We start from the raw sequence: 25,634 nt of genomic DNA on the forward strand, positions 1-25,634 counted from the left end.
TGCTAAATAAATGTGAAGGTCATAAAGTTGTCATTATTATTGAATTATTAAAATGATAATCCTTTTAAATCGCCTAAAATCAAATGTTTTATAGACGCTATATACAGAATGGAAGTTAGTATAGTTGTATTTTACATTAAAATTTTTGAAAAATTTATACATTTTAGTTGTTATTTAGCGATTAATATGACATACTCATTAAAATTAGTATAACATATTAAAAATTAAAGAGGTGTTTAGTATGACGAAATTAATATATGCATTTGATGAAGGTAAAAAAGGCATGAAAGATTTATTGGGAGGTAAAGGTGCGAACTTAGCCGAAATGAAAAGACTAGGTTTGCCAGTGCCTGATGGATTTACAATAACGACGCAAGCCTGTATTGACTACCTTGAACAGGGAGGTACATTATCTGAAGTATTACTGTCTGAATTGCAAGATCAATTAGCGTCATTTTCAACACGTACGAATAAAGCATTCTCGTCTAGTGACAACTTATTATTAGTATCTGTGCGTAGTGGTGCCAAAATTTCTATGCCAGGAATGATGGATACTATTTTGAACTTAGGTTTGAATGATGACAATGTAGAAAAACTTGCTCGTAAAACAAATGATGCGCGTTTTGCTTATGATTGTTATCGTCGTTTATTACAAATGTTTGGAGAAGTCGTTTATGACGTACCAATGACTGCGTTTGATACATATTTTAATGATTATAAAGCGCAACATGGTTATGAAATTGATGCCGATATTCCAGCGGAAGGATTACAAGAAATATGTGAACGCTATAAAGCGATATATGAAGAAAAAGTTAATAAACCATTTCCTCAAGAGCCTATCGTACAATTAACAGAAGCAATTGAAGCGGTGTTTAAGTCTTGGGACAATGACCGTGCGCGCGTTTATAGACAATTAAACGATATTCCATATGACATAGGTACAGCGGTTAACGTACAAGAAATGGTCTTTGGTAATAGTGGAGAACGTAGTGGTACTGGCGTAGCATTTACACGTAATCCTGGAACAGGAGAAGCAAAATTATTTGGAGAATATTTACTGAATGCACAAGGTGAAGACGTAGTGGCTGGAATCCGTACCCCTCAAGATATAGCAACATTGCATGATCAAATGCCACATGTGCATCAGCAATTTGTCGAAGTTTCTGAAAGTTTAGAACTACATTATAAAGATATGCAGGATATTGAGTTTACGATTGAAGACGAGCAACTCTATATTTTACAAACTAGAAATGGTAAACGTACAGCAAATGCGGCAATTAACATTGCCGTCGATTTAGTGCAAGAGGGTGTTATCAGTATAGAAGATGCAATTAAACAAGTAGAAGTAAAATCAATAGAACAATTATTGCATCCCAATTTCGATGAACGCGCATTAGAACAGGCAACTGTTATCTCGAAAACTGGCTTGCCTGCAAGTCCTGGCGCCGCAACAGGTAAAATTGTTTTCTCTGCAGAAGATGCTAAAGCACAAGCAGAACAAGGACAAAAAGTTATTTTAATGCGACCTGAAACTTCTCCAGAAGATATTGAAGGCATGGTAGCAAGTGAAGCCATCGTCACGACGCATGGGGGTATGACTTCACATGCAGCAGTTGTTGCGCGTGGCATGGGTAAATGTTGTGTGACAGGATGTGCAGATTTAGAAATTAATACGCAGCAACGTACAGTGATATTTCCACATGGCGTGTTACAAGAAGGTGACGTTCTGTCTGTAGATGGTGCGAATGGTGATATTTATGTGGGTGAAATTGATACTATAAGTGCGCAACGTAGTGAAGCATTCAGTCAGTTTATGCAATGGTCTAAAGAAATTGCTCAATTAAGCGTACGTATGAATGCAGAAACACCACAAGATATAGAAGCTGGATATCAATTTGATGCTACCGGTATTGGCCTTGTTAGAACAGAGCACATGTTTTTTGCTCCAGAAAGATTAGTTGAAATGCGTCGCTTTATTTTAGCCCATAACAGAGACCAACGCGTCGCAGCATTAAATAAAATTAGTACATATCAAACCGATGATTTTGAAAATATTTTACGACAATCTGAAGATAGACCGACAATCATTCGCTTATTAGATCCACCGTTACATGAATTTTTACCTCGTTCAGAAGAAGAAAAAGAAAGTGTTGCATCACAATTAAACGTATCTACTAGAGAATTGAACCAGCATATTGACCAATTGCATGAAGTGAATCCAATGTTAGGTCATCGTGGCTGTCGTTTGGCAATCACATACCCTGAGTTGTATGAGATGCAAGTAGAAGCAATTATGAATAGCGTTATTCGCTTGAAAGAACAAGGTATCGAAACGAATCCAGAAATTATGATACCTCTAGTCTCTACAGTCGAAGAATTTAAAACGTTAAAAGCAATGATTATTGATAAAATTGAAAAAATGGCGCAAACAAGTGAACATCAACTTAATTATGCTATCGGCACTATGATTGAAACACCTAGAGCTTGTTTAATTGCGCATGAAATTGCTAAAGAAGCAGATTTCTTTAGTTTTGGTACTAACGACTTAACACAGTTAACTTACGGCTTTTCGCGTGATGATGCCGGTAAGTTTATTAACGCATATGCCGATCAAAGCATCATGGAAATTGATCCATTCCAAACGCTTGATGTCGATGGTATTGGGCAACTAATTAAGCTAGCATCTGAACAAGCAAAAGCGGTAAACCCTAATATTAAGATAGGCGTTTGTGGTGAGTTAGGTGGAGACATGAAATCTATAGCATACTTCAATACATTGCCAATTGATTATGTATCTTGTTCACCATTTAGAGTGCCTGGAGCTATTTTAGCAACGGCACAAAGCGCAGTAGAAAGTGGGCGATTAAGTGTTAAATAGTAAGTATAACGACAAACTAACGATATTTGTCATTTCTGACTCTATCGGTGAGACGGCACAACGAATGATACATGCAACTTTGTCGCAATTTCCAGACTTACATCAAATTGCTATAGAAAAATTTCCTTTCATTAAAAATGAAGAAGAATTAATTGATATATTAGATCGTGCTATTGCTAAATCAGCTATCGTTGTAACGACGTTAGTGAATCCAGATTTTAATAGAGTCGGTTCTACTTATGCACAAGAAAAAGATATTGCGTATATTGATTATATGTCTGGGTTGATTGAATTTATTCAAAATCGTACGCATAGTGAACCTATTTTAGAAAGTGGGGCTTTGCGTAAGTTAGATGAACAATATTTTAAACGTATTGAAGCAATTGAATATTCGGTGAAATATGATGATGGTAAACACTTTACCGATATAGGAGAAGCGGACGCTTTAATTATCGGCGTGTCTAGAACTTCTAAAACGCCTTTAAGTATGTATTTAGCTAATAAAGGTTACAAGATAGCCAATATTCCACTAGTACCTGAAGTGAATATTCCAGATGAAGTTTATAAAAATAAAAACATGAAAGTCTTTGGATTAACGGCTAGTCCAAACTATATTATGAATATTCGTAGTGAACGTGTGAAAGTATTAGGATTAAGTGGTCCTACAAACTATAATAGTATGGAGCGAATTAAAGAGGAATTAGCTTATGCAGAAGAAGTGTTTCATAAATTGAATGCGCATGTGATTAATACGGAATATAGATCAATTGAGGAATCTGCTTTTTATATAGAAAAATTCCTTATTGATGAAACTATATAATGAATGACAAGTGCTATTGCAAAGTGCAATGGCACTTTTTTGCGTTTTTGGAATGAAATATGGGTAAAGAACTATCGAGAAGTTACTTGTAAAGGTTAATATAAGTGTATATGGATTAAATGTAACCCATATTATATGAATATCATTGTTTTTTGAAATATGTTTAAATAGTAATACATGTGACAACAAATTGATTTAAGTTGAATAAAAAGAGGTGTTCTTTTTGCAAATACTGTTAGATCCCGGTATCAGCCCTATTTATAAAGGAGTTTTACTTTTTTTCTTTGGAATTAATATTATTTTAGCTTTTATCATTATTTTCTTAGATAGAGATAGAAGAGATGCAACGTCTACATGGGCTTGGTTATTACTATTGTTCGTAATGCCTATCCTTGGTTTTATACTGTACATTTTCTTAGGCCGTACGGTAAAACTGAAAAGTTCTTATTATTCTAGCAAAGGCGATAATGTTGAAGATAGTAGACAACGTGCTAAAAATCAAATTGAAAAGTCGACAGATCACGTGTTAGCTGACGATGACCCGATTACTAAAAAGCATGAAGATATCGTCCATTCATTGTTAGTAAAAGACCAATCATTTTTAAGTAATAACAATCATGTCGATATTTTTACGGATGGTCATGATTTATTTAATCAAATGAAAGAAGATTTACGCAATGCACAAAACTATATCCATATGGAATACTATATTTTAGAATTTGAAGGTATAGGAAAAGAAATTGTGGAAATTCTAGAACAAAAAGCTAAAGAAGGTCTAGAAGTTAAGTTATTATATGATGCAGTTGGCTCGAAAAATTTACATAAGTATAAATTTAAAGAGTTCCAAGAAGACGGTGGTCAGGTGGAAGCCTTCTTTAAAGCACGATTTATACCATTATTGAATTTTAGAGTTAATAACAGAAATCATCGTAAAATATTAGTGATCGATGGTAAAAAAGGTTACGTAGGTGGCTTTAACATTGGCGATGAATATTTAGGGTTAGACGAAAAAATTGGTTATTGGCGAGACTCACATCTAAGAATACAAGGTGATGGCGTTGATGCTTTACAATTAAGCTTTATTGAAGATTGGAATTCACAAACAAATAATGAACAACTTGGATTCGCAGATAAATATTTCCCAGACAATGCTTACCCTGGTGGTAACGTGATGCTACAGTTAGGTTTAAGTGGACCAAGCGATGTATGGCATCAAATTGAATTTGGGTATTTAAAAATGATTATGAGTGCGAAAGAATCTATTTATATTCACACACCTTATTTCGTACCGGATAAAGGTTATATCAACGCGTTACGTATTGCAGCTAAATCAGGCATAGACGTGCAAATGATAATACCAAACAAACCAGATCAACCGCTAGTGCATTGGGCTACACTATCATGTGTGGCAGAATTGATTCAAGACGGTGTTAAAGTGTATACGTATGAAAATGGCTTTATCCATTCTAAAATGATGATTATTGATGGAGAAGTTTCTAGTGTAGGTTCTGCTAATATGGACGTACGTAGTTTTGAATTGAACTTTGAAGTAAATGCCTTTATTTATAATGAAGATATTGCAACTCAATTAACTGAAGCGTTTAAAAAAGACTTGCAAGTTTCTAAAGCATTAACTAAAGAATGCTATGATAAACGTTCTGGATGGGTAAAATTCAAACAATCAATCGCTAAATTAGCTTCACCAATATTATAATAAACGCAAAACCAGAAGTGATACGCTTCTGGTTTTTTTATGTGGAACGTATACATTTAATAGTAAGTAATGATAAGATAAATTCGATTAAGTACAGTTATAAGACAGGGATATAAAGGGATGCAACAGGGGGATGACTTATGAATCAAAACAACAATACTTTTATCTATCGAGAGTTATATAACAATTTGAAGGAAGATATTTTATCGTTTAAATATGATAGTAATGAAAAATTGCCGTCAAAAAGAGAAATGGCACAAAATCTCAATGTAAGCGTAAATAGTGTCAAAACAGCTTATGAACAATTACTTGAAGAAGGTTACATTTATACACTTGAACGTAAAGGTTATTTTATAGAGCCACTTGAGAAATTAATCGTTGAACCACAAACAACGCATACTTTAACGACGACAGCGCCACCACAAGAACAACAATATCGCTATTCTTTCTCTCATATGAGCACTGATATTACGCAATTTCCTGTTGATACATGGACGAAATTAATGAAACAAGTGTTTAAAAATTATAGCCATCGGTTATCGGCGATTCCAGATTTGAAAGGTCCAATTGAGTTAAGACAAGCCATTGCTAAACTCGTTTCTTATAAACGCGGAATTCAATGCAACGCCGAACAAATCGTAATCGCGTCAGGCACGAATGTGTTGCTGAAACAAATTATGGATGTGATGGCTGATGATAGCAAAATAGCCGTAGAAAATCCTGGTTATTTTCGCTTTAGAGATATACTACACAAAACTAATAGAACGACAATTCCAATTGATTTAGATGATAGAGGCATTTCAATGTCAGCTATTAAAGCTGCTGCGCCAGACTTAGTCATTGTCACGCCATCGCATCAATTTCCGATGGGGACGATTATGCCAATTTCAAGACGTATTGATTTGTTAAACTGGTTAACAAAAACGAATGGTTATGTCATTGAAGACGATTATGACAGTGAGTTTAAATACAATACGGACAATATTCCGTCGTTATATAGTTTCGATAAAAGTGATCGTGTGATATATTTAGGCACATTTTCTAAAACTTTGATGCCCGGTTTAAGATTAAGTTATATGATATTGCCGACTTCATTAGTAGAACAATTTGAACATATAAACAATAATGTTATACCAGATTTTTCTATGCTTAATGCCTTAACATTATATTTAATGATTAAAGATGGTCATTATGAGCGTTATATTAAAAAAATGCATCATTTATATGAAGATAAAAGGGCGCAATTAATTGAACAACTCAAGCAATCATTTGAATCGAAGATAAAAATACATGATACACATGCCGGTTTACATTTTATTGTTGAAGTAGAAACTGAATATAGTTATGACGACATTGAAACACGTGCAAAATGCTATGACATTGAACTTTATACGATTAATCGTTTTACGGTTGCGCCAGTCAGCGACCAAACAAAATATAAAACTTTAATCATTGGCTTTTCGCAATTAGAAATAGAAGCTATTCCAGAAGCGGTAAATATTTTGAAGCAAGTGTTAATTCATTAAATTGGTACCCTCTAAATTAAATAACTGGTCCTTTACACAATACCAACAATCAGATAAATTTTGATTAAATGTTAGAGCTACTTGTATGAATTAAACAAAGGGCTTTGCATTATAGTGTATTTTAGTAACGACTAGACTAAATGCACAATTTGTATGTAAAGGGTGGAGGTTTTCAGTATGTCTAATAATTTCACAGAATTCAAAGATAAGAGAGAACAATTTGTAGCTAGAGGCGTAGGTAACGGTAATTTACACGTTGCTGACAAAGCGCAGGGGGCGACGATTACAGACGTCGATGGTAACGAATTTATCGATTTTGCAGGTGCAATTGGTACGTTGAATGTGGGTCACTCACATCCAGAAATAACAGCACATTTAAAAACGCAATTAGATAAATTTATTCATCCAGGGTTTAATGTAATTATGTACGAAAGTTATTTAAACCTTGCAGAAAAGTTAACTCAAATTACACCGGGTAATTTTGATAAAAAAGTGGTTTTACTGAATTCCGGTGCTGAAGCGGTAGAAAATGCCGTTAAATTAGCACGTAAACATACTGGCAGACAGGCAGTTGTTTCATTTGTACGTGGCTTCCATGGTAGAACAAATTTAACTATGTCTATGACGAGTAAAGTAAGACCTTATAAATTTGGTTTTGGTCCTTTTGCATCAGAAATATATCAAGCGCCATACCCAAATTTATCTGAAAAGCCATCAAACGTAACGGAAGAAGATTTTGTAGCTCAAAGTATTGCACGCTTAAAAGATTTCTTTATTGAAACGGTAGATCCAGAAGAAGTAGCTTGTGTCGTAATGGAACCTGTACAAGGTGAAGGTGGATTTGTTATTCCTCCTAAAGCCTTTGTTCAAGAAGTGAAAGCAATTTGTGAAGCGAATGGTATTGTGTTTGTGGCTGATGAAATTCAAACAGGGTTTGCGCGTACTGGTAAGATGTTTGCCATTGAACATTTCGGTGTAGAACCAGACTTGATGACTGTATCAAAATCACTTGCTGCAGGCTTCCCGTTAAGTGGTGTTGTAGGTAAAAAAGAAATATTAGACAGTGCAAATCCAGGTGAAATTGGAGGCACATATGCGGGGAATCCTCTGGCATGTGAGGCTGCATTAAAAGTAATCGAAATCATTGAAAAAGAACAATTGAATGAACGTTCTGAAGAAATAGGACGAAAAATAGAAAACCAAATCAACACTTTAAGTGAAACATATCATTGCATAACTAAAACACGCCGACTTGGTGCGATGGTTGCTTTTGAATTAGTTGACGAAAAAACGGGTGAACCTAATAAAGCATTAACTGGCGAACTTGTTAAAGCTGCTAATGATAACGGTTTGTTACTATTATCTGCCGGTATTAAAGGTAATGTTATTAGATTTTTAACACCATTAGTAATTACTGAAGATGAGTTAGCAAAAGGTTTTGCAATATTAAATAAGGCGTTTGCTGAAATAAACGCTTAACAGTGGGTATAATATAACTAAGGTCACTTTGAAAATTTAATTTAATTTTCGGGTGGCCTATATTATAACGTCATATAGAATGACAATTGTAGATAGTAACCTGCAGCTAGTAGAAAGACCTTAAAATAAGGGGGATTTTAAATGTCAAAATTATCAGTATTAAATCCGGCAACGAATGCCGTTATTAAAGAACTTGAATATACAAGCACTGAAGAGATTGCTGCTCAAATTGATCGCGCATATGAATCATTTCAAGAATGGAGAAATGTCGATGCGCATGAACGTTCTGCTAAGTTATTGAAATGGGCAGAATTAATTGACGCACATATTGATGAAATAGCTGAGCTTATTACTTTAGAAGGTGGTAAACCCTTAGCAGAAGCAAAAGGTGAAGTGGTTTACGCTAATTCTTACGTTAAATGGTACGCAGAAGAAGCGAAACGTATTTATGGACGTACAATACCTGCTAACACACCAGATAAGGAAATTTTAGTAGGCAAATTCCCTGTTGGTGTAGTTGGCGCGATTACACCGTGGAATTTCCCGGCTGCAATGATTACAAGAAAAATGGCACCCGCATTAGCAGCAGGTTGTACAATCGTTTGTAAACCTGCAGTCCAAACACCTTTGACAACGATTAGACTTGTTGAATTAGCGCATGAAGCAGGTTTTCCTAAAGATGCTATTTCTTTCATTATAGCTTCTGGTAAAGATGCTGGTGAGGCATTTACTAGTCATGAAGCGATTCGTAAAATCACATTTACGGGTTCTACGCCAGTCGGTAAAACATTAATCAAAGAGGCGGCTGATTCTGTAAAAAATGCCACAATGGAACTTGGCGGTTTAGCACCGTTTATTATTCACAAAGATGCAGACATTGAAGCTGCAGTTGAAGCGACAATTGCTTCGAAATTTAGAAATGCGGGACAGACTTGTATTTGTGCTAACCGTATTTATGTTCACGAAGATATCGTTGATCAATATACCGAAAAATTAATGGCTAAAGTACATGGCTTAAAAGTAGGTAACGGTATGGATGAAGGCATTGAAGTCGGACCGCTAATTAACCAAGGCGCGGTAGACAAAGTATTAGACCAAATTACTGATGCAATGGGTAAAGGTGGACATGTGTCACGCGCATTAGATGAAATAACGGAATTAGGTGGCAATTTCTTGAAACCAGTCGTTATCTCAAATGCAAACCAAGATATGAAAGTTATGAATGAAGAAACTTTTGGTCCGATTGCACCAGTAATGGCATATAATGACCTTGATGAAGCGATAAAAATAGCAAATGACACTCCATTTGGTCTTGCGGCATACTTCTATACAAATGACTATCGCACAGGATTAAAATTATATAATGAACTCGAATATGGTGTGATTGGTTGGAATGATGGTGGACCGTCAGCAGCCCACGCGCCTTTTGGTGGCTTTAAAGAAAGTGGTTATGGCCGCGAAGGTGGAACAGAAGGTATTGAACCTTATTTGGAAACTAAATATTTATCTATTAAAAAGTAAGTTAATATAAAAAAGCACCGGCATTTTGTTTTTAAACAAAGTACCGGTGTTTTTTTATTATTTATGCGTTTTTATTTACTGAAGCGTCGTAAATAGAATCGATAGTATCACCTAAGATTTTATCGAAGTCTGCTTCAGATTGATTAACGTTTAAGTCGTTAATTAAAGCACGAGAGAAACTTGCAATTAAGTTGTCATTTTCTTTTAGTAGGTTGTTAGCGTCTTCTCTGCTGTAACCGCCAGATAATGCAACTACGCGTACTACATTTGGATGCTCAATTAATGATTTATATTGGTTAGCATTTGTAGGTATAGTTAATTTTAGCATTACAAGTTGATCTTCATTTAATTTATTTAATTCAGTTAAAATTGATTCCGCTAAATAAGCTTCAATTTGATCTTTGTTATCAGCGTTAATGTTAACTTCAGGCTCGATAATTGGAACTAATCCAGCTGAAATGATTTGTTTACCGATATCGAACTGTTGTTTAACGACTAAATCAATGCCATCTTTGTTTAATTCTAAAATGTTAGAACGCATTTTAGTACCAAATATTTTACGGTCGTTAGCACGTTGTAACAATTCGTCTAAGTCTGGGATTGGCTTCATTAATTGAACACCATCTTTTTGTTCGTCAAGACCTTTATCGACTTTTAAGAAAGGTACAACACCTTTGTCTGCTAGGTAATCACCAGTGTGTTTACCTTCAACTTCACGGTCCATAGTTTGTTCGAATAAAATGGCACCAATAATTTTATCTGAAGTAAATGCAGGTGAAGAAACAATACGTGTACGCATATCATGAACTAATTTGAACATTTCATCTTCACTATTATATTGATCTTCTGCTACGCCATAATCTTTAAGTGCTTTAGGGGTACTTCCGCCACTTTGATCTAACGCTGCAATAAATCCTTTACCAGTTTTGATTTTTTCAAGTTGTTCTTTATTCATTACTTCCACTCCTTTTACTAGATTCATCTCTAGTATGATGAAATTTGAGCAAGAACGCAATCATTATACTAGTAAAATAGCAATATATTTATGTTACATCGCGGCTTAATAAAAGTAGAGACAAAAAAATTTAATTATAGGCAATATAAGGAACAGCGATTTTACTATTTAATGTATGAAAATAACTAAAGACACGATTTTGTAAACTGTTTAATTTATTATGTTAACATTATCGATAAATAAATGATAAAGGGTGAAGTATAGATGGAACAACGACACTTAGATTTATTAGCACAACTTATAGCGCATCAAACAGAAAGTCCACCTGGTAGAAATACAGATCCTCTTCAAGATGAGGTAGAAGTGTTATTACACGATATAGGTTTTAACATTAAACGAAAGAAATTATACGACAACGATAGCGTGATCATTGCAACTTTAGAAGGGAAAGACCCCAATGCACCTAAATTGATATTAAATGGGCATATGGACGTTGCATCTGTTGAAGATGATAGTAACTGGCAGTATCCACCATTTGAACTGACACAAGTAGATGAGTGGTTGTACGGAAGAGGCGTCAGTGATATGAAAGGTGGAATGGCAACACTGTTTTATGTGTTAGAACAATTACATCAACAGCAAATACGACCTAAAGGTGACATTATTGTTCAATCTGTAGTTGGCGAAGAAGTAGGCGAAGCAGGGACTAAACTAGCGTGTGAACATAGCCCACAAGCTGATTTAGCATTAATACTTGATACAAGTGAGCAAAAAGCGTTAGGGCAAGGTGGAGTCATAACGGGTTGGATTACTATAAAAAGTAAAGAAACTGTTCATGATGGAGCTAGACATAGCATGATACATGCTGGTGGAGGAAAATTTGGTGCTAATGCAATCGAAAAGATGACCACGATTATTCGCGCACTTAATGACTTGGAAAAACATTGGGCAGTTATGAAATCTTATGATGGAATGACACCAGGCGCAAATACGATAAATCCTGCTGTAATCGAAGGTGGTAGACATCCCGCATTCATAGCTGACGAATGTCGATTATGGATTACAGTTCATTATTTACCGAATGAAAGTTATGAAGAAGTAGTAGCCGAAATTGAAGATTATTTAAATAAAGTAGCACAAGCAGACTTATGGTTAGCACAAAATCCGCTAACATTTGAATGGGGAGGGGCATCCATGATTGAGGATCGTGGAGAGATATTTCCGAGTTTTGTAGTTCCCACCGATCATTCAGGTTATGCATTGATTAAGGATGTGCATGAAAAAATCCATGGGAAGCCTTTAGAAGTAGGATTAAGTACGACAGTGACGGATGGAGGTTGGACTGCCTATTTTGGCATTCCGACAATTTTATATGGTCCAGGTAGTTTAGAAGAAGCACATAGCGTAGATGAAAAGATAGCTATAAGCGAATTAGAAAGCTTTAGTGAGGTATTATTTGAATTTCTAAAAAGTTGGTACAATAATCCGCAAAAATAATTTGTTAATAGCGCCTAAATTTTCTTTGAAAATAGACACGAAAAGTATCGATTTCGCCTAAAAATAGAATTTTTTGAAATGAATATTTATTACACATTTATGAATATAAATGCATAATGTATACATTGTAAGGTTTGTTCATTACGTTAAATTTAAATTTAACACTGTGATTGTGGCGATTTTTGTGAGTTATAAAAATTAACTTTTTATATATTTATTCATTAAAAACGGAAAATAAAATTGTATGTAATTTGCATTATTATATAAAGTTCGTTAACCTCTTCATTATGAATTAAATCAATTGCATATGTTACTGAATTTAGTAAGTTATGCACAATACATAATAATTCTATAATGGGGAGTGCTCGATTTTGAACAAAAGAAAAGGAACGCTAATGGATTGGCCTACATTTATTGGTGCATTTGCAATTTTACTTATTGCAGTTATACCGATGATGGCCTTTCCGAAAGCCAGCCAAGATATAATTACAAAATTGAACGAAGTTGTAACGAGTTCATTAGGTGTAGCTTATTTAGTTTTAGGTCTAGCCGTATTAGGATTCGTGCTATACATTGCATTTGGTAAATACGGCAATGTTACTTTAGGTAAAGCAACGGATAAACCGGAATTTAATACGTTCAGTTGGGCTGCGATGCTCTTCTGTGCGGGTATTGCATCTGATATTTTATATTGGGGATTAGTGGAATGGGCTTTCTATTATCAAGCGCCACCACATAATGCAAAACCAATGAGTCATGAAGCCTTAGAATACGCCTCTATGTATGGCATGTTCCATTGGGGACCGATAGCATGGGCGACATTCGTCTTACCTGCATTGGCTATTGGCTATCAAATTTTTGTGAAGAAAAAACCTGTTTATAAAATAAGTCAGACTTTAAGACCTGTACTTAAAGGCCAAACTGATGGCTATTTAGGTAAATTGATAGACGTACTATTTATTTTTGGTTTAGTAGGTGGAGCAGCAACTTCACTTGCATTAGGTGTCCCAATGATTTCTTCTGGATTAGAAACATTATTTGGCATTGATGGTAACAGTATTGTTACTAAAGGCGTTGTACTATTTACGATTACTGTTATTTTTGCCTACAGTTCTTATTCAGGATTGAAAAAAGGTATTAAGGTATTAAGTGACTGGAACGTTATATTAGCATTCGTATTACTGGCATTCGTCCTTATTGCTGGTCCAACAATGTTTATATTGGAAAACTCTGTAACAAGTATTGGTAACTTATTTAAGAATTTCTTCCAAATGGCAACATATGCACAACCATTAGGACAAATTAAAGGACAACCAGACAACAAATTCCCTGAACAGTGGACAGTATTCTATTGGGCATGGTGGCTAGTTTATGCACCATTCATTGGTCTGTTTATTGCACGAATTTCAAAAGGAAGAACGTTGAAAGAATTAGTACTAGGAACGTTAATCTACGGAACATTCGGTTGTATGTTATTCTTTGGTATTTTTGGTAACTATGCACTGTTCTTACAATTATCAGGACAATTTGATGTTGTGCATTCTATTAATACAATTGGTACTGAACCAACACTTATGAAAATATTAAGTCATTTACCATTTTCAAAAGTAGTCATTGCATTATTCTTAATTTCAGCATTTTTATTCTTGGCTACGACATTTGATTCTGGTTCATATATATTAGCAGCGGCTTCACAGAAAAAAGTTGTAGGCGAACCATTAAAACCTAACCGCTTATTCTGGGCATTTGCATTATGTTTATTACCATTCTCATTAATGCTTGTCGGAGGTCAACGGTCATTAGAAGTGCTTAAAACGGCTACGGTTGTTTCTAGTGTGCCATTGCTAGTCATATTTGTAGTTATGATGGTTGCCTTCTTGAAGACATTATCGAACGACAGACTAAAATTACAACGTCGCGCCGACCGTTATAAAGAAGTAGAAAGAAGATCGTTACGTATTACACAAGTAAGAGAACGACACCAAGATGAAAACTTAGACGATAACTTATAAAAATATTTAACAGCGAGGAATTCATATTACATTGAATTCTTCGCTGTTTTTTTCTTTATCGATTTAAATAAAGATAACAAAAAGCCTTATAGACAAATGCATCTATAAGACTTGGTTAAGTTTTTTATTCAGGTTTACGGGGTTCAGGGATTGGGAAGTATTTGAATATTTCTCCTGACTCAATTGCGTCACTAAGATTTTCCAACCATTCATAATATGGCAATGTGTCGATCAATTGGTTTTTAATTTTTGTAGCTTGTTGTTTAGTATCTTCATCAGTTTGACTATCATCTAAGATTTTATCTAATAAAGAGATAGCTTTAAAAACGCCGTCCCTATTAATTTCAATTTCTCGATTCCATTTTTGACTAAAGAAATTATTAAAGAAATTGAAAAAGTCTTTTTCGGCAATGAAATGTTGTTTTCTACTGCCACGAGTAAACTGCTGCTTGACGATATGAAATTCTTGTAATCTTTTAACGCCAGCACTCATGCTTGGCTTACTCATTTGAAGTTGTTGACGCATTTCATCTAACGTCATGCTATCTTCAAATAACATAGTGCCATACAAGTTCCCAACGCTACGATTAATGCCGTATAAATCCATTGTCGCGCCAATTGCATTAATAACAATATCTTTAGCTTGTTCGATTAAAACTTCAGGTTGGTCTTTATTTGACATATGATGCACCTCCGAATCTGGTTTTTAAACTTAAGTTTTAGTATGTAATATTTTTCTCAATATTAACATACTATAGCACAAACCTATATCAGTCATCTATAACGTTCTGAGAGAGATTTGACATAACTTCAATTACTATGCTAACATAACTTTGTAAAATTCGTTAAATAAAAATTTAACAAACTTAACGGAGGTAATTTGATGCAACTTGTAAACAATTTATCTCGTCGTCAATACATTGATGGTGAGTGGGTAGACAGCGCAAACAAAGCAACACGTACTATTATTAATCCATATAACCAAGAAACGATATTAGAAGTAGCAGAAGGTACAGCTGAAGATTCAGAACGTGCTATCTTAGCTGCTAGAAGAGCATTTGAAGACGGAGCATATTCACAACAAACAACAAGTGAAGAAAGAGGAAAAAAAGTTAGAGCTATCGCTGATGCGATTAAAAACAACAAAGAAGAATTAGCAAGATTAGAAACTTTAGATACTGGTAAAACGTTGGAAGAGTCTTATGCAGATATGGATGATATCCATAATGTGTTTATGTATTATGCAGGGCTAGCAGATAAGGAAGGCGGAGAAATAATCGATTCTCCAATCCCAAACACTGACAGTAAAGTTATTAAAGAACCAGTTGGTGTCGTAACACAAATTACACCTTGGAATTATCCTTTATTACAAGCTTCTTGGAAAATAGCACCAGCATTAGCATCTGGTTGTTCATTAGTAATGAAACCAAGTGAAATCACACCATTAACAACAATCCGCGTATTCGAATTAATGGAAGAAATTGGTTTCCCTAAAGGTGTTATTAACCTAGTGCTAGGTAAAGGTTCAGAAGTTGGTGAACCATTATCGGCACACAAAGAAGTAGACTTAGTATCATTTACTGGTGGTATTAAAACTGGTAAGCACATTATGAAGCAAGCTGCAGATCATGTTACGAATATTGCATTAGAATTAGGCGGTAAAAACCCTAACGTTATTTTTGATGATGCGGATTTCGATTTAGCTGTAGACCAAGCCCTAAACGGTGGCTTATTCCATGCTGGTCAAGTATGTTCAGCAGGTTCAAGAATCATTGTTCATAACAATATTAAAGAAAAATTCGAGCAGGAATTAATCGAACGTATTAAAAATATTAAATTAGGTAACGGTTTTGATGAAGATACTGAAATGGGTCCAGTTATCTCACAAGAACACCGTGACAAAATTGAAAAATATATGGAAGTTGCTAAAGAAGAAAATGCAACTATCGCTATCGGCGGTAAACGACCAGATAGAGAAGACTTACAAGATGGATTCTTCTTCGAACCAACTGTAATTACAGACTGCGACACTTCAATGCGTATCGTTCAAGAAGAAGTATTTGGTCCTGTCGTAACAATTGAAGGTTTTTCTACTGAAGCAGAAGCGATTGAATTAGCGAACGATTCAATTTATGGACTTGCTGGTGGCGTCTTCACAACAGATGTTGGCAAAGCTGAACGTGTAGCAAGCAAATTGAAAATGGGTACTGTATGGATTAATGATTTCCATCCTTACTTCGCTCAAGCGCCTTGGGGCGGTTACAAACAATCAGGTATCGGTAGAGAACTTGGTAAAACAGGATTAGCTGAATACCAAATTGAAAAACATATTTTAAGAAATACACAACCTGAACCCGTAAATTGGTTTGGTAAACAATAAAATAAATAGCAAACACAGATTATAATACAGGAGGATATATACATGAGAGAAGCATATGATTATATTATAATTGGTGGCGGTAGTGCCGGATCAGTTTTAGGAAGTCGTTTAAGTGAAGATAAATCAAAAAACGTTCTTGTTTTAGAAGCAGGACGTAGTGACTATTTCTGGGATTTATTAATTCAAATGCCAGCAGCATTAATGTATCCAGCAGGAAACAAATTATATGACTGGATTTATGAAACGAATGAAGAGCCATTTATGAAAGGCCGTAAAGTTGGACATGCACGTGGTAAAGTACTAGGTGGATCTAGTTCTATTAACGGTATGATTTATCAACGTGGTAACCCAATGGACTACGAAAAATGGGCGAAACCAGAAGGTATGGATAACTGGGATTACGCACATTGTCTACCATACTTTAAACGTTTAGAAAAAACATTCGGTGCAACTAAAGACGATGAATTCCGTGGTCATCATGGTCCAATTAAATTAAAACGTGGACCAGCTACAAATCCATTATTCCAAGCGTTTTTCGATGCTGGGGTTGAAGCGGGATATAATAAAACGCCAGACGTAAATGGTTTCCGTCAAGAAGGTTTCGGACCATTTGATAGCCAAGTACACAATGGTAGACGAGTATCAGCATCAAGAGCTTATTTACATCCAGCTATGAGACGTAAAAACTTGGATGTGCAAACACGTGCATTTGTTACTAAAATTAATTTTGAAGGTAACAACAAAGTAACGGGTGTAACTTTCAAGAAAAATGGTAAAGAACATACGATTAATGCCAAAGAAGTTATCTTATCAGGTGGCGCATTCAATACACCTCAATTGTTACAATTATCAGGTATTGGTGATTCAGAATTCTTAAAATCATTAGGTATTGAACCTCGTATTCACTTGCCTGGTGTGGGTGAAAACTTCGAAGACCATTTAGAAGTATATGTTCAACATAAATGTAAACAACCAGTGTCATTACAACCAAGTTTAAATAAATTCAAGATGCCATTTATTGGTTTACAATGGATCTTCGCTCGTAAAGGTGCGGCAGCGTCAAACCACTTCGAAGGTGGCGGATTCGTGCGTTCTAACGACGAAGTCGACTATCCAAACTTGATGTTCCATTTCTTACCTATTGCGGTAAGATATGATGGACAAAAAGCACCTACAGCACATGGTTATCAAGTGCACGTTGGACCAATGTACTCTAACTCACGTGGTAGCTTGAAAATTAAATCAAAAGACCCATTTGAAAAACCAGACTTTGTCTTCAACTATTTATCAACTGAAGAAGATAAACGTGAATGGATAGAAGCAATTAAAGTTGCGCGTAACATCTTATCTCAAAAAGCTTTAGATCCATATAATGGTGGGGAAATTTCTCCAGGACCTGAAGTGCAAACAGATGAAGAAATAATAAACTGGGTTGCTAAAGATGGCGAAACAGCATTACACCCATCATGTAGTGCGAAAATGGGACCAGCTTCAGACCCAATGTCAGTAGTTGACCCAGAGACTATGAAAGTTCATGGTATGGAAAATTTACGTGTCGTAGATGCCTCTGCAATGCCACGTACTACAAATGGTAATATTCATTCACCAGTATTAATGATGGCTGAAAAAGCTGCAGACATCATCCGTGGTAAAAAACCATTAGACCCTGAATATATTGATTATTACCGTCATGGCGTACATGATAAAGACGCTGGAACAATAAAATAATATATAGTCAGTGCAATATCTGACTAACATGAAAAGGACCATTACTATTTTTAAAATAGCAATGGTCCTTTTCTTTATATTGAGGTGATAGAAACATCTTTGAAAGATCCAAATTAAATTAATCCTCAAAAAGTTTAGCGCTTTATCGGTATAAAAAAAGCCAATCAACACGTAGTAACAACAAACATGTTGATTGGCTTTTATATTGTAATTATTTAACAATATTATCTATCAAGGCATCATAGTCATCTTCAAGTATTGCCTTGAAATTAAACGTAGATTCCAAATCATTAATTAAAGTTTCGTTATCAAAGTAATTAATTTGTTTAATATCATTAATGATAAGACCTATGCCATTTAAATCATCATGATATAAGTCGTTTTTGTGCGCAAGTTCTATTAAACTATCGGCAAGTTGTTTTACATAGTTATTATTATCAAGCGTTGCAGTACTACTATCAATAACTTTCTTGTGCTTATCGATAATAACGAGTTTCGTTTCTTCAGCTCCGAATTGTGCGACAAAATAATTCATTACTATAAATTCCTCCTCAAATATGTGATTGAAAATCACAATATTTGTTTACCCCATCTCACGATTTCTTATTCAATGGGGGACAAAATTTAAGCGTTACGATTTAGCTAATGAACGTCTATTTGCGAATGTCATAATTAATATAATGACGCCGAGTGTGGCACAGAAAATACCGTCATTATGAATTCCTACCGTAATGTCTCCACCTTTAAAGAAGATACCGTTAGCTGTAGAAGAAATAATAGCACCCATATACATAAATGTTCTTAATAATCCGGCTGACATACCGATACTTTCTTTTGGTGCTTGATGATAAAGTGCATTTTGATTAGCTAAATTCATTAATCCTTGAGGTATACCGAATAATGCGGCTAATAATACAAGTATTATTAATGAAGTTTGGTGATTGATTAATGTAAAACTTATCATAGTAACAATACCGGCTAATGTACCTACATATAATTTATTTTTAGAAGATAAAGTACTGCCAGTATATTTTGATGCAACAATTGCAATTATAAACATAGGTAACATTAACAACCCAGCATGACTAGGAGATAAGCCTCTACCTTCTTCTAGCCATTGTGTATAGCCATATAATACACTGTAAGAAATAGTTTGAGTTAGCGTTGAACGTATATACGTATTGTTTAATGAGGCATTATGCGCTAACAATCTAACGTCGATAAATGGCTTTTTAGATTTCAATTCAACAAAAATAAATATTATAAAAGTAACAATACCAATAATTAATAAATACAAGTTTTGAATTGATGGTTCTGTGAAATATATTATCCATGTAACTAAAGTGATTGTGAAAAATGTCATACCTATAAAATCAATATGTGTTCTAAGTGCAGTTATTTTTCCTAAAGATTGTGTGACTTTAGGGAAATATAACACACCAAAAATGATACATAATATTGATAATGGTATATTAACGAAAAAGATTGCTTTCCAACCACCAAAATTAATTAATAAACCACCTAACGTTGGGCCAATCACAGACACAGTTTGGTTGGAAATGGCCAAGACAGTCAGTATATTACTCGGACTATCTTTTCCAGTGCGTTCACCTTCGTATTTAATTAAATACATTGATGAAGGATAACCCGCGCATGTACCAATACCTATTAAGAAACGGGCTAATACAAGTCCATAAAATGAGGGGGTGACGATGGCGAGTATGCTTGCTAAACCAACTAAACTCGTTGCGAATAGAAATAATCCTTTTGGTCCGAAGACGTCTATTAATTTACCAATAATAGGTTGACCTATACTCGTAGCCAAATACAATGAAGTAACAAGCAATGCTGTTTGATAAAAAGGAATATTAAACGCATGTGCTATAGGAATCATAGCTATGGCTAACATAGAAGAATTGATAGGATTGAGTATAGAGCCAAGTATCATTGGAGGGTATAATTTTTTGTTAAATGTAAGTTCACCTGATGAATTACCCATTCTAACATCTCCTTATCTACTCGAACTCTCAACAACTACAATATGTTAGACTAATAAATTAAGAAAGACAAACGATTGAACTTGTGTTTTTTAGCACAATATATAGAAAGGAGTGTCTTTATGCCGATCAGTCTTGCTACTAAAAGTGATTTGAATGAAATATACAAAGTACAGCCAAAGGCCTTTGAAGCGTCTGTTACTGTGCCTCATCGTTTAAGCAAAGAAGAAATTCAGAATTTATCTCAAATGGCACTAGAAGATGGCGCTCATTATTATGTTTTGAAGGAAGACAATCAACTAATTGGGTATACAATGCTAGCCGTTAAAGAAGATAATTTAACAGGTGATAAGTATGGCTTTATTTATGAATTATATGTGATGCCGAAATTTAGAAAATTAGGTTATGGTAAACAATTGATAGCTTTTACCAAGCAACATTTTAAACAACTAGGTTATGATAAAATTCGTTTAAATGTTTATGTTGGAAACGCTGCGCAACAACTTTATAAAAGTTGTGGATTTGAAGAACGTAACATAACGATGCAATTGGAATTATAATTAAAAAATAAATTTAATAGGTATAAAGTGTAGATTTAATTATCAGAAAATTGTGTAATTAGTAACTGACTTATTGTTGGTATAACAACAATTTGGGTTCAATCATATTTAAATAGGGTAAAAATCAAATTGACAACGCTTTCAAATAGCGTTAAAGTTTTGATATTTAATAATTCAATTATATGTTCAAAGGGTGGGGGAATATAGGATGAAGAATTATCGTTATTTTATCATCGTTATGATTATTATTATGACTATGATAAATTACATTGACCGTGGAGGTATCTCTTACGCTCAAGAAGATATTATTAAAGAATTTGGATTTGATAATGTCGCTTGGGGAGCTATCTTAGGTTACTTTGGTTACGGGTATATGTTAGGTTCTTTATTTGGTGGTGTGCTATCAGATAAAAAGGGGCCTAAATTCGTATGGATTGTCGCTGGAACATTATGGTCACTATTCGAAATAGCAATGGCTTTTGCTGGTGAATTAGGTATGGCTATTTTTGGTGGTTCAGCATTAGCAGGGTTCGGTATGTTAAGAATCATCTTTGGTTTTGCAGAAGGCCCGATTTTTTCAACAATTAGTAAAACAAACGCCAATTGGGCAGCACCTAAAGAGCGTGGTTTACTTTCTGCTTTAGGTTTAATAGGGGTGCCACTTGGGGCGTTAATTACTGCACCGATTGTGTCTGGATTATTATCTGTTACAAATTGGCGCGTACTCTTTATATTAATGGGTGTTTTAGGATTGGTTTGGGTTGTTATATGGGCCAAAGTCTTTACTGACTATCCTGAAGACAATAAAAAAGTATCAGCTAGAGAAGTTGAAGAAATTCGTTCAACTGAAGATACGATTAAAGGTGAGAAAACTGTAGAAACAGAACATAACGCGCACGAAAAGTGGTATCACTTCTTTAAAAGTCCAACACTCATTTTCAACACCATAGGGTACTTTGGTTTCCAATACATAAACTTTTTAATATTAACTTGGACTCCTAAATACTTACAAGATGAATATCACTTCGAAATCCATTCATTATGGTATTTAGGTATGATTCCATGGATAGGTGCTGTATTTACAGCATACTTCGGTGGTAAATTATCCGACTGGTTACGTCAAAAAACAGGTAGTTTACGTATCGCAAGATCTGGTTTAGCTATATTTGGTATGACGTTAGCGGCAATTTGTTTCCTTATCATTCCAACTACAGACAATATTGCATTTATTTTAATATTAATGATGTTAGGTAACGCATGTGTGTTTTTACCAAATGCAGTGTATTGGTCAGTTGTTATCGATACGGCTCCGAAAAAATCAGGTACATTTGGTGGTATTATGCATTTCTTCGTCAACTCTGCCACGATTATTGCACCAACATTAACAGGTATTTTAGTATCTGCTTATGGTTATGGCTCTATGTTCATATCAGCAGTTGTAGCAGCTGTTATAGGTATTATAGCAATGAGCTTCGTTAAACCGGGACTTAAAAAAATTAAGACACAAACAAATTAATAAATATAACAGAAGCTGAGACGCGTTTAATGTCTCAGCTTCTTTTTCGTATTATTTACTGTGCAAATAACCGTGCAGTAAAGTATAAGTCGTCGTAATAGTGGGTATAGCTAAATTATGTTTTTGGCCTGTACGATAAATATAGCCTTGAATCGCTTCTACTTCTAATGCTCTCCCAGCGATAATGTCATAATACATGCTCGTACCCATTTCGTCTGGGTACCCTTCATATATAGACATGATTTGCGTCACTATATCTTTTGGTAGGTTCACGCCCTCTGCTAATGCAACGTGTGCACCTTCGTCGATTAATTGGCGACATAAATGATTAACCTTATTATCTTTAAGTACTTTAGCCGTCGATTGTGTTAATGCAGTGACAGTATTAATACCTAAGTTAACGAGTAATTTATACCAGATAGTGTCTTCTATGTGTGATTCAAGTTTTAATTCTAAGTTTGTCGGAGCTAGTAATTGGGCTAAATTACGTGTCTGCGGGCTATCTTGAACGTGTAAACGTTCATCTCTAAAATGGGTCACGGTATTTTGCTCTTTTTGACCACTAATATAAACGACTGCCTGATAGACGTTCGGCAATGTTAATGTTTCTAAATTTGTACGTCCATTTTGCGCTAACACTATAATGCTATCTTGGTGAGTAATGCGTTTAATATCTTCTATTATTGTATTGAGTTGATATGTTTTTACTGCTACAAATAAGACATCAACTTTAGCAGTCGTTGCTGTTAAAGACTGCACCTGTAGTTGGTGCATAGGCATATGATTTCCTGGGTAATATGAAAGTGTTGCTTCCTGTCTACCTAAGAGTAACGTATCATCAAAGTGTTGTTGCAACTCAAAAGCAATAGTGGAACCTACTGCACCAGGTCCAATAATGGCAAATTTTGTCATGTTTAGTACTTCCTTTTTTCGTATGAATTCTATATACTATTGCTAATATTATAACAAACAAGGAGAATAATATTGAAAACTTTAAGTCAATTATTATCAATGAAAGAACAAAAAGAGAAAATTTCAATGATTACTGCTTATGACTATCCAAGTGCAAAACAAGCCGAAGCAGCAAGTATAGATACAATTTTAGTAGGTGATTCTTTAGGAATGACTGTATTAGGTTACGATAGTACTGTCGAAGTAACACTCGAAGATATGATTCACCATGGTAAGGCGGTGCGTCGAGGAGCACCAAATACTTTTGTAGTAGTGGATATGCCATTTGGTACGGTTGGTGTTAGTGAATCACAAGATTTATCGTTAGCTAAACAGTTATACCAACAAAGTCATGCCAACGCTATTAAAGTTGAAGGGGCACATATAGCGCCTTTTATCTCACGTTGTAGTAATATAGGTATTCCAGTCGTAGCGCATTTAGGTTTAACACCGCAAAGTGTTGGTATTATGGGGTATAAAATGCAAGCCGCGACATTAGAAGCAGCTGAAAAGTTAATACAAGATTGCAAAAATATGGAACAAGCTGGCGCGGTGATGATTGTTTTAGAAGCAGTGCCGAGTGATCTTGCACAAAAGATTAGTGCAACGTTATCGATACCAGTCATTGGTATTGGTGCTGGCAATGGTACAGATGGGCAAGTGTTAGTTTACCATGATGTTTTAAATTATGGCGTTGAACGACAAGCAAAATTTGTTAAACAATATGGTGACTTTAGCAATGGCATAGCTGCATTGTCTCAATATCATGAAGAGGTTAAGCAAGGCACATTCCCTTCGGCAGAACACACGTATAAGAAAAAGATTTGGGATGAGGTGACACCAGATTGACTGAAGTAATTACGCATATTTCAGAGATGCAAAAGATAACATCTAAGTTTAAAAGGCAAGGTAAGACAATTGGTTTTGTTCCTACAATGGGGGCTTTACATGATGGTCATTTAACGATGATGAAACAATCTATAGCAGAACAAGATATTACTATTATTAGTGTATTTGTTAATCCATTACAATTTGGACCAAATGAAGATTTTGATGCTTATCCTCGTCAAATTGAACAAGATGTGGCAATGGTAAAGGATATCGGTGTCGATTATGTATTTTATCCAACTACAGAAGAAATGTATCCAGGCGCTATAGACGTTAATGTTACGGTTGGTAGATTAGCATCCGTATTAGAAGGTGAAAAAAGACCGGGACATTTTGATGGGGTAGTTACTGTCGTCAATAAATTGTTTAACATTGTGCAGCCAGATGTCGCATACTTTGGCAAAAAAGATGCACAACAATTGGCGATTGTCGAAAAAATGGTTGATGATTTTAATCATAATATTTTGATTCGTGGGGTAGATATAGTTAGAGAAGCGGATGGACTTGCTAAAAGTTCACGTAATGTATATTTGACGGATCAAGAACGTAAAGAAGCGCCTCATTTGTATCAAAGTTTAAAATTGGCCGAACGATTATATCAAAATGGCGAACGTAACAGTGATACAATTATAGCTGAAATTAATAAATATTTAACGCATAATACAAGTGGTCATATCGAGGAAGTTGCGGTATATAGTTATCCTGAATTAATCGAGCAACAGAACATTTCAGGTAATATATTTATATCGTTGGCAGTAAAGTTTTCGCAAGCTAGATTAATTGATAACGTTATAATAGGAGATAATAAAGATGATTAGAACAATGATGAATGCTAAGATTCATAGAGCAAGAGTAACAGAATCCAATTTAAATTATGTCGGTAGTATTACTATTGATAAAGATATATTGGAAGCAGTCGATATTTTACCTAATGAAAAAGTAGCGATTGTTAACAACAATAATGGTGCACGTTTTGAAACATACGTGATTGAAGGAGAACGCGGTAGCGGTAAAATTTGTTTGAATGGTGCAGCCTCAAGATTGGTAGAAGTTGATGATGTAGTTATTATCATGACATATGTTCAATTGAACGAAGAAGAATTAACCAATCATGCACCGAAAGTAGCGGTAATGGATGAACATAATACGATTACGCAAATGATACACGAGCGTGAAAATGAAATTGTGTTATAACACATTAAAAAGAGACCT

General features: G+C 34.9%; 20 protein-coding genes. 15 read left to right on the forward strand and 5 right to left on the reverse strand.

Annotation, left to right across the window (positions count from 1 at the left end; translation table 11 throughout):
• The first annotated feature begins 241 nt into the window (after nucleotides 1-241).
• The 6 genes from ppdK (at nucleotide 242) to ISP08_RS01795 (ending at nucleotide 9,938) form a co-directional block, all read left to right on the forward strand.
• Nucleotides 242-2,878, forward strand: a complete 2,637-nt coding sequence (gene ppdK / locus ISP08_RS01770; protein ID WP_195719140.1) for a pyruvate, phosphate dikinase — start codon at nucleotides 242-244, stop codon at nucleotides 2,876-2,878.
• Nucleotides 2,868-3,698 (forward strand): pyruvate, water dikinase regulatory protein, encoded by an 831-nt coding sequence (locus ISP08_RS01775; RefSeq protein WP_195719141.1) that lies wholly within the window; start codon nucleotides 2,868-2,870, stop codon nucleotides 3,696-3,698. Before ppdK ends, ISP08_RS01775 begins: the two co-directional genes overlap by 11 nt.
• A gap of 223 nt (nucleotides 3,699-3,921) precedes the next feature.
• Complete coding sequence (cls, locus tag ISP08_RS01780; protein WP_195719142.1) at nucleotides 3,922-5,412, forward strand: cardiolipin synthase; 1,491 nt, start codon at nucleotides 3,922-3,924, stop codon at nucleotides 5,410-5,412.
• Nucleotides 5,413-5,552: 140 nt separating this feature from the next.
• Nucleotides 5,553-6,938: a MocR-like transcriptional regulator GabR gene (gene gabR / locus ISP08_RS01785; protein ID WP_195719143.1), complete on the forward strand. Its 1,386-nt coding sequence runs from the start codon at nucleotides 5,553-5,555 to the stop codon at nucleotides 6,936-6,938.
• Between the two features lie 177 nt (nucleotides 6,939-7,115).
• Nucleotides 7,116-8,417 carry a 4-aminobutyrate--2-oxoglutarate transaminase gene (gene gabT / locus ISP08_RS01790; RefSeq protein WP_195719144.1) on the forward strand — a complete coding sequence of 434 codons (1,302 nt, stop codon included), beginning with the start codon at nucleotides 7,116-7,118 and terminating at the stop codon, nucleotides 8,415-8,417.
• Nucleotides 8,418-8,558: 141 nt separating this feature from the next.
• Complete coding sequence (locus ISP08_RS01795; protein ID WP_195719145.1) at nucleotides 8,559-9,938, forward strand: NAD-dependent succinate-semialdehyde dehydrogenase; 1,380 nt, start codon at nucleotides 8,559-8,561, stop codon at nucleotides 9,936-9,938.
• A gap of 61 nt (nucleotides 9,939-9,999) precedes the next feature.
• Here the strand turns inward: ISP08_RS01795 and ISP08_RS01800 are convergent, their stop codons facing one another.
• Nucleotides 10,000-10,893, reverse strand: coding sequence for a fructose bisphosphate aldolase (locus ISP08_RS01800; RefSeq protein WP_195719146.1), 894 nt, complete (start codon nucleotides 10,891-10,893; stop codon nucleotides 10,000-10,002).
• A gap of 264 nt (nucleotides 10,894-11,157) precedes the next feature.
• Here ISP08_RS01800 and ISP08_RS01805 point away from each other — a divergent pair, with 264 nt between their 5' ends.
• Together ISP08_RS01805 and ISP08_RS01810 are read left to right on the forward strand one after the other, a co-directional pair.
• Complete coding sequence (locus tag ISP08_RS01805; protein ID WP_195719147.1) at nucleotides 11,158-12,390, forward strand: acetylornithine deacetylase; 1,233 nt, start codon at nucleotides 11,158-11,160, stop codon at nucleotides 12,388-12,390.
• Between the two features lie 395 nt (nucleotides 12,391-12,785).
• Nucleotides 12,786-14,402, forward strand: a complete 1,617-nt coding sequence (locus ISP08_RS01810) for a BCCT family transporter (protein WP_195719374.1) — start codon at nucleotides 12,786-12,788, stop codon at nucleotides 14,400-14,402.
• A 124-nt stretch (nucleotides 14,403-14,526) separates the two neighbouring features.
• On the opposite strand, the gene cudC is transcribed toward ISP08_RS01810, so the two are convergent.
• A complete protein-coding gene (gene cudC / locus ISP08_RS01815; protein ID WP_195719148.1) occupies nucleotides 14,527-15,084 on the reverse strand; it encodes a choline uptake/conversion transcriptional regulator CudC in 558 nt (185 codons plus the stop codon).
• Between the two features lie 201 nt (nucleotides 15,085-15,285).
• Between cudC and betB the strand changes: the two genes are divergently transcribed.
• Together betB and betA are read left to right on the forward strand one after the other, a co-directional pair.
• Nucleotides 15,286-16,782: a betaine-aldehyde dehydrogenase gene (gene betB, locus ISP08_RS01820; RefSeq protein ID WP_195719149.1), complete on the forward strand. Its 1,497-nt coding sequence runs from the start codon at nucleotides 15,286-15,288 to the stop codon at nucleotides 16,780-16,782.
• 42 nt (nucleotides 16,783-16,824) lie between these two features.
• Nucleotides 16,825-18,510 (forward strand): choline dehydrogenase, encoded by a 1,686-nt coding sequence (betA, locus tag ISP08_RS01825; RefSeq protein ID WP_195719150.1) that lies wholly within the window; start codon nucleotides 16,825-16,827, stop codon nucleotides 18,508-18,510.
• Nucleotides 18,511-18,721: 211 nt separating this feature from the next.
• On the opposite strand, the gene ISP08_RS01830 is transcribed toward betA, so the two are convergent.
• Both ISP08_RS01830 and ISP08_RS01835 read right to left on the reverse strand, forming a co-directional pair.
• The gene (locus tag ISP08_RS01830) at nucleotides 18,722-19,045 is read right to left on the reverse strand and encodes a hypothetical protein (protein WP_048793784.1); all 324 of its coding nucleotides are present in this window, start codon (nucleotides 19,043-19,045) and stop codon (nucleotides 18,722-18,724) included.
• A gap of 96 nt (nucleotides 19,046-19,141) precedes the next feature.
• Entirely contained in the window at nucleotides 19,142-20,509 is a 1,368-nt protein-coding gene (locus ISP08_RS01835) for an MFS transporter (RefSeq protein WP_195719151.1), read from the reverse strand.
• Between the two features lie 120 nt (nucleotides 20,510-20,629).
• On the opposite strand from ISP08_RS01835, the gene ISP08_RS01840 reads away from it, so the two are divergent.
• Complete coding sequence (locus ISP08_RS01840) at nucleotides 20,630-21,067, forward strand: GNAT family N-acetyltransferase (protein WP_195719152.1); 438 nt, start codon at nucleotides 20,630-20,632, stop codon at nucleotides 21,065-21,067.
• Nucleotides 21,068-21,275: 208 nt separating this feature from the next.
• Nucleotides 21,276-22,583: an MFS transporter gene (locus ISP08_RS01845; RefSeq protein WP_195719153.1), complete on the forward strand. Its 1,308-nt coding sequence runs from the start codon at nucleotides 21,276-21,278 to the stop codon at nucleotides 22,581-22,583.
• A 51-nt stretch (nucleotides 22,584-22,634) separates the two neighbouring features.
• Here ISP08_RS01845 and ISP08_RS01850 read toward each other — a convergent pair whose 3' ends face one another.
• A complete protein-coding gene (locus ISP08_RS01850) occupies nucleotides 22,635-23,495 on the reverse strand; it encodes an oxidoreductase (protein WP_195719154.1) in 861 nt (286 codons plus the stop codon).
• Between the two features lie 72 nt (nucleotides 23,496-23,567).
• Here ISP08_RS01850 and panB point away from each other — a divergent pair, with 72 nt between their 5' ends.
• The 3 genes from panB to panD are packed head-to-tail and all read left to right on the forward strand — an operon-like array spanning nucleotide 23,568 to nucleotide 25,616.
• Nucleotides 23,568-24,383, forward strand: a complete 816-nt coding sequence (gene panB / locus ISP08_RS01855; RefSeq protein WP_048793789.1) for a 3-methyl-2-oxobutanoate hydroxymethyltransferase — start codon at nucleotides 23,568-23,570, stop codon at nucleotides 24,381-24,383.
• Nucleotides 24,380-25,240: a pantoate--beta-alanine ligase gene (gene panC, locus ISP08_RS01860; RefSeq protein WP_195719155.1), complete on the forward strand. Its 861-nt coding sequence runs from the start codon at nucleotides 24,380-24,382 to the stop codon at nucleotides 25,238-25,240. The genes panB and panC overlap by 4 nt, the downstream gene beginning before the upstream one ends.
• The gene (gene panD, locus ISP08_RS01865) at nucleotides 25,233-25,616 is read left to right on the forward strand and encodes an aspartate 1-decarboxylase (RefSeq protein ID WP_048793791.1); all 384 of its coding nucleotides are present in this window, start codon (nucleotides 25,233-25,235) and stop codon (nucleotides 25,614-25,616) included. Before panC ends, panD begins: the two co-directional genes overlap by 8 nt.
• Nucleotides 25,617-25,634: the final 18 nt, after the last annotated feature.

The sequence above is a fragment of the Staphylococcus lloydii genome, from assembly GCF_015775975.1.
GTDB lineage: Bacteria > Bacillota > Bacilli > Staphylococcales > Staphylococcaceae > Staphylococcus > Staphylococcus lloydii.